We start from the raw sequence: 10,162 nt of genomic DNA, 5'->3' as shown, positions 1-10,162 counted from the left end.
CGCCACCTGCGCCCACACCGACGCGAGCCTGTCCTCGGTGACCTCCGCGAGCATCGCCCGGTCGAAGTCGGCACGCACGACCGACCACCGGCCGGCCACGAGCTCGGCCAGCAACGCGACCGCGCGGTTGGCCGCCTCGGGCAGCACGTCCTGGCGCGGGTCCGCGCCCGTCGCCGGATCGACCGGGCGGCCGAACCGCTGGAACGCCGCCTGCCGTGAGGTGCCGAGAACCTCGCCGATCTCCTGCCAGGTGTGGCCGGCGTCGCGGGCGCGCTCCACCGCCTGCCGCAGCGCCTCCTCGGCACTGCGTGCCTGCTCGCGGGCCCGCGTCACCACCTCCAGCGGGGCCGAACCGCCACCGTCAAGGTAACCTTTACGCGCGTGGACCGTCAGGTCCGCGTTGACGGAGGCGGCCCGGGACCGTCGTGCGGTGCTGCGGCAGGTGGCGTCGCAGTACCGACGCCGACGACCCTTTCCGTGCTGCGACGGCATCAGGCGGCCGCAGGCCAGGCAGCTGGTGGGTCGGTTGACGTTGGCCATGGTCACCTGATTTCGTGCCGACAAACGACCAGCACGTTATCACAAAACGTGCTACCAGCGAGGGTTAGGGCTACCTCACCGGCGGCGCATGAGGCAGGCTTGCACGGTGACCGACCAGGCGACCGAGCGGCAACTGTCGCTGCGTGAGCTCCTCGGCGGCCGGCGCGGCGCGGTCGACGCCAGCATCCCCCCGGCCGTGTTCGTCCTCGGCTGGCTCCTCACCGGTCGCTCGCTCGGCTGGGGCGCGCTCGCCGCGGTCGCCGCCGGCGCGGTGATCGGCACGGTCCGGCTGGTCCGGGGCGGCCGGGTCACCGCCGTGCTCGCCGGCGTCGCCGCGGTCGCCGGCGCCGCGCTCGTCGCCCTCTACACCGGCCGTGCGCAGGACTTCTTCCTCATCCAGCTGCTGTCCAATGTGGCCAGTGCGCTTGCCTGGGCGGTCAGCATCCTCATCCGCTGGCCGCTGCTCGGCGTGGTCGTCGGCGTGCTGCTCGGCCAGAAGACCCGCTGGCGCCGCGACCCCGACCTCGTCCGCGCGTACGGCCGCGCCAGCTGGGTCTGGGTCGGGCAGTACGCCGTGCGCGTGCTCGTGTTCGGCATCCTCTGGTGGTCCGGCTGGGTGGTCGCGCTCGGCGTGGCGCGGGTCGCGCTCAGCTGGCCGCTCGTCGCGGCGACGGTCGCGGCGAGCGCGGTCGTCCTGCGCCGGTCGCTGCCGGCCGACCACCCGGGCCTGCGGCACCCTAGGATGCCCGCGTGAACGGCTTACGCGGTGCGGCCGGTAGCGAGGTCGGCCGCCGGTACCGGGCGAACTTCGACGTCGCGCACCTCGACCTCGAGCCGTTGCTGGCCGTCGTCGCCGACGGCATGGGTGACAGCGAGGGCAGCGCGCTGGCCGGGCGCGCCACTGTGGACACCTTCGTCGAGCGCATCCGCGCCGCGCGGGGCGACATCGGGCCGAAGACGATCCGGGACGCGGTCGAGGCTGCGCAGGACCAGGTCATCGACCTCGGCCGCGGCGACGTGGGCCTCGCCGGCTGCACGCTCACCGCGCTCCTCGCCGGCGCCGACGGCCTGTGGCTGGCCCAGCTCGGCGACTCCCGCGTCTACCGGTTCCGCGACGACCTGCTCGAGCTGCTCACCGTCGACCACACGATGGCCTGGCTCGGCGTCGCGCACGGGCTCTACGCCTACGACTCGCCGCAGGCCAAGGCCGCCCGCTACCACCTGACCCGCTACGTCGGGCACGCCATGCGCCCCGAGCCGGACGTGCTGAGCATCGTGCCCGCGCCCGGTGACGTGTACCTGCTGTGCAGCGACGGCATCGCCGAGCAGGTCCCCTACCAGCGGATCCGCGAGATCCTGCGGCTGCACATCGAGCCCGCCGCCATGGTCGAGCGGCTGCTCGGCGCCGCGGACGTGGCCGGCGGTCAGGACAACGCGACCGCCGTCGTCGTCACGGTCGCGTTCTAGGCCGGGGCGCGTCCGGCCCGACGACCTCCAGCGCGGCGAGCCACGCCGCCCCCGCGGCACCGTCGGTCGCGAACAGCACCGGTGCCGGCGTCAGCTCGGCGAGCGCGGCCCGCAGCGCGACGCCGACCGGGCTGTCCGGCCCGATCACGCTGCCCGCCAGCACGATCGGCGAGTCCCCGGCCGGCCGCGCGGCCACGGCGAGCCCCGCGAGCAGGTCCGCCGCCCGCGCGACGATTCCCGCCGCGGCCGGGTCCGTCGCCGCGCACGTGCTGACCATCGACGCGAACCGGGCCAGCCGGACCGGCGCCTCGGCGTTGGCCGCGGTGATCAGCCGGTTCACCACCCGCGGCTCCGCCACCGACGTCAACGACGGCAGCGCCTCGACCAGCACCGCCTCGGCCAGCGGCGACGGCGGCTCGCCCGCCTGCAGCTGGCGCAACGTCGTGCGCACCGCCTCGCGGCCGATCCAGTACGCCGAGCCCTCGTCGCCGAGCAGCCACCCCCAGCCGTCGACCCAGGAGGTCTTGCGGTGCCCGGCGATCCGCGCGGCGACCGCGCCGGTGCCGCTGATCACCACCGTGCCGTCCGGCTCGCCGGTGCCCGCCGCGAACGCGACCTCGGCGTCGCTGAGCACGCTGATCGGGCCCGCGATGCCGACCTGGCGCAGCGCCGAGGTGAACGTGTCGACAACCGTCGGGTCGGTGAACTTGCTCTCGCCGGCGAGGCCGAGCAGGCAGCCACGCACCTCGCCGCCGCCGGGGGCGAGGGCGTCCCGCACCGCCTCGGCCACGCGCTTCGCGGCCAGGTCGGGCGGGTGCGAGTTGGGGTTGCCGCCGCCGGCGGACCCGCGCCCGAGCGGCGTGCCGTCCAGGGTCATCGCGAGCGCGCGGCTGGACGTGCCGCCCACGTCGACGCCGACGACCCGGCCACCGGTCACGGCGCTCCCTCCACAGTGGACAGTCCAGGTCCCGGCTCGAACGTCACCCGCTCGGCGTCGAGCGCGCCGCCGCAGTGCGGGCAGCGCACGTCGGCCGTGGTGTGCTGGCCGCAGTCGAGGTGGCGCAGCAGCGCGGGTGGCCCGGTGCCGTCGTCGAGCCAGACGTCGCCCCAGCGGATGATCGCGGCGAGCGCGGGGAAGAAGTCGCGGCCCATGTCGGTGAGCGGGTACTCGTAGCGGGCCGGACGGTCCTGGTAGCGGACCCGGTCGAGCAGGCCGGCGCCGGTGAGGCGGTCCAGCCGCTCGGTGAGCGTGTTGCGGGCGATGCCGAGCGAGGCCTGGAACCGGTCGAACCGGCGCACCCCGTAGAACGCCTCGCGTAGCACGAGCAGCGTCCACTGGTCACCGAGCAGGTCCATGGTTCTTGCGACGGAGCACGGCCAGCGGGCGAACGAGGTCCTTCGCACCTCGGACAGTGTAGGGCGAGGAACCCCTTCCGGTAATGCACCAAACGCGTCGAATGTGATCGTCACCGAGTCCGGGTGATCTTCGACAGCCCGCGTGGCTGGTCCGGGTCGCCGCCGCGGGCCAGCGACAGCTCGAGCGCCAGCCGCTGCAACGGCAGGATCTCCAGGATCGGCGCGACCTCCTCGGCCGTGGCCGGCACGTCGATGCGCGCGGAGGCCGGCACGTCGGCGGCCGCCGAGCCGACCGCGAGCACGTCGGCGCCCCGCTCGCGGACCGCGGCCACCACGTCGTGCATGGCCTCGCCGCCGCGGCCCTTGCTGGTGACGGCGACGACGCCGGTGCCGGAGTCGATCGCGGCGACCGGGCCGTGCAGCAGGTCGGCGCCGCTGTACGCGCGGGCGCCGAGGTAGCTGGTCTCGGCGAGCTTGAGCGCCGCCTCGGCCGCGGTGGCCGAGGAGTAGCCGCGCCCCGTGGTCACCACGCGTTCCACCTTCCGGTAGCGCTCCACGGCGGCGGTGACCGCGTCGGCCGACCCGGCGAGCGCCCGCTCGGCCAGCTCGCCGAGGTCGGCCACCGCCTCGCCACGTCCCCCGCGCGCGGCGTCGACCAGCAGGTACAGCGTGAGCAGCGTGGCGGTGTAGGTCTTGGTGGCCGCGACCGCGAGCTCCTCGCCCGCGCCGATGTGCACGGCGTGCTCGGCGGTCTCGGCCAGTGGCGAGCCCAGCGTGTTGGTGACGGCGACGGTGAGCGCGCCCCGGCCGCGGGCGGCCTTGGTCGCCTCCACCAGATCGGGTGAACCGCCACTCTGGCTGACCGTCACGTACAGCACGCCGCTCAGGTCCGGCTGGGCGCCGTAGAGCGTGGTCGTGGACGGCGAGACGAGACCAGCCGGAAGTTCGAGCAGTACCTCGATCAGGTACTTCGCGTACAGCGCCGCGTGGTCGCTCGAGCCCCGCGCGGCGAGCAACGCGAACCGCGGCCGCTGGGCCGCGAGCCGCCCGGCCACCCCGGCGAGCTCGGTCCGCCGGGCGACGACGGAGTCGAACACCGACGGCTGCTCGGCGATCTCCGCGGCCATCCGTGCGCCTGCTCCGGTCATTCGTCCTCCTGACACGCCGACTCCACCAAGTAGGTCTAGACCAATCATGTTATCGCTGTAGGGTGGTCCGACGCGAGGGGAGTAACGGATTTCCCAAATCCGGCGCGTGTGATCGCGCCGCCGGTCCTTGGGAAGGCATCCTGTAACAGGGAAGTCGTCGTCTGGAGGAGCCATGCTGGAAACGTCGGCCGCGCACGAGCCCGACACCGCTGGTCGTGCGCTGCGCGAGCCCAAGTACTGGGGGCTCAAGCGGCACCTGCTCGAGCTGCTCAGCTCGCTGCCACCGGGCTCGCCGATCCCGACCGAGCGCTCCCTCGCCGCCGAGTTCGACGTGTCCCGCACGACCGTCCGCCAGGCTCTTGCCGACCTCACAGTAGAAGGCCGGTTACTGCGAGTGCAGGGCAAGGGCACGTTCGCGGCGGAACCCAAGGTGGCGCAACGACTCCAGCTGTCGTCGTACACAGAGGACATGCGCGCGCAGGGCCGCGAGCCGTCCTCCCGGCTGCTCGACATCGCCGAGATCCCGGCCGAGGGCGAGCTCTCCGTGCTCCTCGGCGTCCGCGCCGGCGCCAAGATCCTGCGCATGCAGCGGCTGCGCCTGGCCGACGGCGAGCCCATGGCCATCGAGACCTCCCACCTGCCGCTCGGCCGGTTCCGCGGCCTGCGCAAGTACGTCTCCGCCGGCGGCTCGCTCTACCAGGTGCTGCGCGAGCGCTACGACGTCGAGATGGGACATGCGGAGGAGACGATCGAGACCGCGCTCGCCGGCCCGCACGAGGCCGAGCTGCTCGGCGCCGACGTCGGCATGCCGATGCTGCTGCTGTCGCGGCACTCCTACGACATGACCGAGAAGCCGGTGGAGTGGGTGCGCTCGGTCTACCGGGGCGACCGGTACAAGTTTGTGGCGGAGCTGAACCGGCCTTCGTGATCGCTGGCGTGATCGCCGCCGTGATCGCGGGCGTGGTCCCCGGCGACGTAGGCTCTCCGGAGGAGGCGGCATTGTGACGGCGGCGCTGAGCCAGGGTGAGGTCCGGTGGGGGAGCCCGGCGGCGCGCGGCGTGCTGACCGCGACGATCCTCGGCTCGGGGATGGCCTTCCTCGACGGCACGGTGGTCAACATCGCGCTGCCCCGCATCGGCGAGGAGTTCGGCGCGTCGGTGGCGGGTCTGCAGTGGATCCTCGACGGGTACCTGCTCTCGCTGGCGGCGCTGATCCTCGTCGCCGGGTCGCTGGGCGACCGGTACGGGCGGCGGCGGATCTTCCTGCTCGGCGTCGGGTGGTTCGGCGTGTCGTCGGTGCTGTGCGGGCTGGCGGTGTCGACGGAGATGCTGGTCGTGTCGCGGGTGCTGCAGGGCATCGGCGGCGCGCTGCTCACGCCGGGCTCGCTCGCGATCATCCAGTCGTCGTTCGTGCGGGCCGACCGGGCCCGGGCGATCGGCGCGTGGTCGGGCCTCGGCGGCATCGCCGGCGCCATCGGCCCGCTGGTCGGCGGCATGCTGGTGCAGCTGTGGTCGTGGCGGCTGGCGTTCCTGGTGAACGTGCCGATCGCGCTGCTGTGCGTGTGGTTCACCCGCAAGTACGTGCCCGAGTCGTGCGACAACTCGATGGACGGGCACCCGGACGTGTGGGGCTCGGTGCTGGGCGCGCTGGGCCTGGCCGGGATCACGGCGGCGCTGGTCGAGGGGCCGGGCCGCGGCTTCGGCGATCCGCTCGTGGTCGGGGCGGTCGTGCTCGGCGTCGTCGCGCTGGCGGCGTTCGTGGTGCTGCAGCGGCGCCAGCGCGACCCGCTGGTGCCGCCGGACCTGTTCGCCAACCGGACGTTCGTGGTGGCGAACGCGCTCACGTTCGTGGTCTATGCCGCGCTCAGCGGCGTGATGATGCTGTTCGTGTTGCAGCTGCAGACGTCGCTGGGCTACTCGCCGACCGCGGCGGGGCTCGCGGGGCTGCCGATCTCGGTGCTGATGCTGATGCTGTCGGCGCGGTCGGGCAAGGCGGCGCAGCGGTTCGGGCCGCGCTGGTTCCTGGTGATCGGCCCGATGATCATCGCCGCCGCGTTGCTGCTGTACGCGCGGATGACGCCCGGCGCGTCGTACCTGCTGGTGGTGCTGCCGGCCACGGTGGTCTTCGGCCTCGGGCTCGTCGCCGTGGTGGCGCCGGTGACGGCCACCGTGCTGGCCGCGGCCGCCGACCGGCACGCGGGGGTCGCGTCCGGGGTGAACAACGCGATCGCGCGGACCGGTGGGTTGCTGGCGGTGGCGGTGCTGCCGGCGGCCGCGGGGCTGAGCGGGGCGGCGTACGCGGACCCGGTGGCGCTGACCGCCGGCTGGCAGATGGCGATGTGGCTGTGTGCCGGCCTGTGCGTGGTGGGTGGGCTGCTGGCACTGGGCGTGCGCAACGACGTGCTCGCGCCGGCCGAGTCCGAGTCCCGTGCCGCACAGGCGCGGGCAGCCGAGCCGGCCGGGGTGGGTGCGCGGCCGGTCACCGCTCCCGCCGAGGCGCCGCGGCCGGGCGACTGCATGAGCTGCGGCCTCCTCGCCCCGCCGACCCACATCGTGCCGGTCCGCAAGGTGCCCATGGCCTCCGGTCGTCCGGACGAGGCGGCCTGACCGGTCAGGCCCCGATCATGGCGGCCAGGTCGGCCGGGTCGAGGTTGCCGCCGGAGACGATGGCCACCGTGCGGCCCGCGGGCAGGTCGGCGGCCCGGTGCAGGTAGGCGGCGGTGGTGACGGCGCCGCTGGGCTCGGCCACCAGGTTGGCGCGGGTGGCGAGGGTGGCCACCGCCGCGCGGATCTCGTCCTCGGTGACCGTGACGATGCCGTCCAGCAGCTTCTGCAGGTGGGCGAAGGTGAGCTCGGAGGGCTGGGCGCGCAGGCCGTCGGCGATGGTGCGGGCGCGGTCCTGCTCCGACCAGCGGACCAGCCGGCCCGCGGCCAGGCTTTCGGCCGCGTCACCGGCGAGCGCCGGCTCCACGCCGTAGACCTGGGCCGACGGGCGCAGCGCCTTGACCGCGGTGGCCACGCCGGCGGCCAGGCCGCCGCCGCTGACCGGGACCAGGACCACCTCGACGTCGGGCAGGTCGGCGACGATCTCGAGGCCGATGGTGCCCTGGCCCGCGATGACGTCCGGGTGGTCGAACGGCGGGATGAGCGTGGCCCCGCGCTCGGCGACCAGGCGCTCGGCCACGATCTCGCGGTCGGTGATGGGGACGACGACGACCTCGGCGCCGTGCGCGCGGGTGGCCTCGATCTTGACCGCGGGCGTGTTCTCCGGCACCACGATGACCGCGGGGAGGCCGAACCGCTTCGCCACGTAGGCGACCGCCTGCGCGTGGTTACCGCTCGAGTACGCGACCACCCCGCGCGGGCGCGCGGCCGCCGGGATGCGGGCGATCGCGTTGGCCGCGCCGCGGATCTTGAACGCGCCGATGGGCTGCAGACTCTCCGGTTTGAGCCACAGTGGACGGTGAGCGTCGGCCCAAGTGGTGGCCAGCAACGGGGTGTGCACCACGGCGTCGGCGACCCGCTCGGCGGCGGCGGTGATGTCCTCGAGGGTAGTCAGGTTCACCCCGCCAGTATGCACTGTCCACAGTGGACTGTGTTACTGCTCACGATGAGCCAACCGGGGGAGCATCCCGCCCGTCGCTGACGTTGGAAACCGGGGGAGTCGTCGAAACCGCACAGTTAAAGGATCATGAGCCAGAAGCAGGAGACCGACAGCATCCGGATCAGCCAGGTCATGGCCGGCGCGTTGGCCGCGGTCACCGCGGCGGTGCTCGGCTCGACCATGGGTTTCGCGGGCACCGTGATCGGGGCGGGGCTGGCCAGCGTGGTGAGCACCGTGGGGGGCGCGCTGTACCTGCGATCCATCCAGCGCACGAGGCAGAGCGTGGAGAGCGTCCGCAACCTGGTCGTCGCCCGCGCCGGTGCCACCAGGGTCACCCTGGTCGACGAGGAACCCGCCGCGCCCCCAGCGTCCTCCGTGCCGGACCCGTCCTCCGTGCCGGACGTGCCGGACGCGCCGGACGTGCCGGATGGCTCCGAACCGTCGGACACCGCGCCGGCGGGGGAGGAGCAGCCGCCGCCGTCGCGGCGGCTGCGCTGGCCGGCCCTGATCGCCGCCAGCGTGCTGGCGTTCGTGCTCGGCATGCTGGTGATCACCGGCGTCGAGTGGGTCCGCGGCGCGCCGCTGTCCGGCGGCGCGGGCACGACCGTCGGCGGCATCGTCCGGACTCACCCCGGGGGAGGCGGCGGCAACACCCCGGCGCCGCCCAGCCAGGAGTCGACGACGCCGAGCACCGGGCCCTCGACCGTCACGGTCACCCCCACCCCCGCGCCCACCAGTGACGACCAGCAGAAGCCCGGCCCGCCGACCGGGTCGAGCGCGCCGAGCACTACGGAGAGCACCACGACAACCGGTGGAACCCCGTCCGGTTCGGTGCCCGCGCCGCCCTCTGGCGGGGCAGGCTAACTGCCCGTAGCCGCTCAGTGGCTCACAATGGCAACTGTTGTCCCCGATCGGCCGATATCCGAACACACCGGCGATAAATAGTTTCATCATCGTCATCTATCCAGATGGCGAACTTGATCCCTCTTGCCCCGGGAACGGATCTGTCCCTGCGCCGCTTCCGGGTTCCCTGCTACCCAAGTCGAGGGAGAACACCTGATGAAACGCACTGCTTTTGTGCGAGTGCTGGGCGGCGCCCTGCTCGCCGCTGGTGTGGCCCTGTCCATGGCCGCACCGGCGTCCGGCTCGCCGGCCACCGCGTCCGCGCAGCGGAGCGCCGCCGAGCTGTCGGCCGCCCAGACCAAGCTGGACAAGGCGGCCACAAGCCGTCCCAGCACGGTGACCGGCTGGTACGTCGACGGCGCGACCAAGGCGCTCGTCGTATCGGTGCACGGCAATGACCAGGGCGTGGCGAAGTGGGCCTCGGGCCTCGGCGCCGGCGCGGTCAAGATCGAGCACGTGGCCCAGGCGCCGACGCCGCTGTGGAACCTGATCGGCGGCCAGGCGATCACCACCAGCAGTGGTTCGCGCTGCTCGCTGGGCTTCAACGCACGCTCCAGCAGCGGTGCCCGGTACGTGATCACGGCCGGCCACTGCACCAACCTGGGCGGCACCTGGTCCGGCTCCGGCGGGACGATCGGCACCGTCTCCGGCTCGTCGTTCCCGACGAACGACTTCGGCGCCATCGGCGTCTCGTCCGCCTCCGCCGCGTCCACGCCGCTGGTCGACCGCTACTCGGCGGGCAGCGACGTGACCGTCACCGGCCCGGTGACCGCGTCCAACGGCATGGGCGTATGCCGTTCCGGCTCGACCACGGGCTGGCACTGCGGCAGCGTGACCGGCACGAACCAGACCGTCTGCTACTCGCAGGGCTGCGTGTACCAGATGATTCGCACGAACGTGTGCGCCGAGCCCGGTGACTCCGGTGGCTCGCTGGTGACGAACCCGGGTTCGGGCAGCCGGGTGCAGGCCGTGGGCCTGACCTCCGGCGGTTCCGGCAACTGCAGCTCCGGCGGCACGACCTACTTCCAGCCGATCACCGAGCCGCTGAGCACGTGGAGCCTGACCCTGTACACGGGCTGAGCGCGCTGGTGAGGGCATAGCCGCCCAGCGGCGGACGGGCCGAACCCTGCCGGCCCGTCCGCCGC

The 10,162-nt window shown here is 73.6% G+C and carries 10 protein-coding genes and 1 pseudogene; 6 read left to right on the top strand and 5 right to left on the bottom strand.

Translation table 11 applies throughout. The features are described from left to right. A pseudogene (locus VGD70_RS11810) lies at window positions 1-333 on the bottom strand (hypothetical protein); the annotation flags it as partial. A gap of 313 nt (window positions 334-646) precedes the next feature. Between VGD70_RS11810 and VGD70_RS11805 the strand changes: the two are divergent. Then, window positions 647-1,294 (top strand): DUF3159 domain-containing protein, encoded by a 648-nt coding sequence (locus tag VGD70_RS11805; RefSeq protein WP_331081018.1) that lies wholly within the window; start codon window positions 647-649, stop codon window positions 1,292-1,294. Then, the gene (locus VGD70_RS11800; RefSeq protein ID WP_331081016.1) at window positions 1,291-2,007 is read left to right on the top strand and encodes a PP2C family protein-serine/threonine phosphatase; all 717 of its coding nucleotides are present in this window, start codon (window positions 1,291-1,293) and stop codon (window positions 2,005-2,007) included. Before VGD70_RS11805 ends, VGD70_RS11800 begins: the two co-directional genes overlap by 4 nt. On the opposite strand, the gene VGD70_RS11795 is transcribed toward VGD70_RS11800, so the two are convergent. From VGD70_RS11795 to VGD70_RS11785, 3 genes are all read right to left on the bottom strand, one after another. Then, window positions 1,991-2,944: an N-acetylglucosamine kinase gene (locus tag VGD70_RS11795; protein ID WP_331081014.1), complete on the bottom strand. Its 954-nt coding sequence runs from the start codon at window positions 2,942-2,944 to the stop codon at window positions 1,991-1,993. The two genes, VGD70_RS11800 and VGD70_RS11795, sit on opposite strands and share 17 nt — an antisense overlap. Then, window positions 2,941-3,411, bottom strand: coding sequence for a helix-turn-helix domain-containing protein (locus VGD70_RS11790; protein WP_331081012.1), 471 nt, complete (start codon window positions 3,409-3,411; stop codon window positions 2,941-2,943). The genes VGD70_RS11795 and VGD70_RS11790 overlap by 4 nt, the downstream gene beginning before the upstream one ends. A gap of 62 nt (window positions 3,412-3,473) precedes the next feature. Next, complete coding sequence (locus tag VGD70_RS11785) at window positions 3,474-4,511, bottom strand: SIS domain-containing protein (protein ID WP_331081010.1); 1,038 nt, start codon at window positions 4,509-4,511, stop codon at window positions 3,474-3,476. Window positions 4,512-4,683: 172 nt separating this feature from the next. Between VGD70_RS11785 and VGD70_RS11780 the strand changes: the two genes are divergently transcribed. Next, window positions 4,684-5,439 carry a GntR family transcriptional regulator gene (locus tag VGD70_RS11780; RefSeq protein ID WP_331081008.1) on the top strand — a complete coding sequence of 252 codons (756 nt, stop codon included), beginning with the start codon at window positions 4,684-4,686 and terminating at the stop codon, window positions 5,437-5,439. 73 nt (window positions 5,440-5,512) lie between these two features. Continuing rightward, a complete protein-coding gene (locus VGD70_RS11775; protein WP_331081006.1) occupies window positions 5,513-7,117 on the top strand; it encodes an MFS transporter in 1,605 nt (534 codons plus the stop codon). Window positions 7,118-7,121: 4 nt separating this feature from the next. Here VGD70_RS11775 and VGD70_RS11770 read toward each other — a convergent pair whose 3' ends face one another. Continuing rightward, window positions 7,122-8,075, bottom strand: a complete 954-nt coding sequence (locus VGD70_RS11770) for a threonine/serine dehydratase (RefSeq protein WP_331081004.1) — start codon at window positions 8,073-8,075, stop codon at window positions 7,122-7,124. A 126-nt stretch (window positions 8,076-8,201) separates the two neighbouring features. Between VGD70_RS11770 and VGD70_RS11765 the strand changes: the two genes are divergently transcribed. After that, window positions 8,202-8,978, top strand: a complete 777-nt coding sequence (locus VGD70_RS11765; RefSeq protein ID WP_331081002.1) for a hypothetical protein — start codon at window positions 8,202-8,204, stop codon at window positions 8,976-8,978. A 195-nt stretch (window positions 8,979-9,173) separates the two neighbouring features. Beyond that, window positions 9,174-10,097, top strand: a complete 924-nt coding sequence (locus tag VGD70_RS11760) for a S1 family peptidase (RefSeq protein ID WP_331081000.1) — start codon at window positions 9,174-9,176, stop codon at window positions 10,095-10,097. Window positions 10,098-10,162 lie beyond the last annotated feature (65 nt).

The sequence above is a fragment of the Actinophytocola sp. genome, assembly GCF_036402745.1.
Lineage (GTDB): Bacteria > Actinomycetota > Actinomycetes > Mycobacteriales > Pseudonocardiaceae > Actinophytocola.
The sequence above is the reverse complement of the archived record's forward strand: the minus strand, read 5'-3'. Positions and strand labels throughout refer to the sequence as shown.

Coding starts and splice junctions, on each gene's coding strand:
- VGD70_RS11785 (WP_331081010.1), bottom strand. CDS start 4,511: ATGACCGGAGCAGGCGCACGGATGGCCGCGGAGATCGCCGAGCAGCCG.
- VGD70_RS11760 (WP_331081000.1), top strand. CDS start 9,174: ATGAAACGCACTGCTTTTGTGCGAGTGCTGGGCGGCGCCCTGCTCGCC.
- VGD70_RS11765 (WP_331081002.1), top strand. CDS start 8,202: ATGAGCCAGAAGCAGGAGACCGACAGCATCCGGATCAGCCAGGTCATG.
- VGD70_RS11780 (WP_331081008.1), top strand. CDS start 4,684: ATGCTGGAAACGTCGGCCGCGCACGAGCCCGACACCGCTGGTCGTGCG.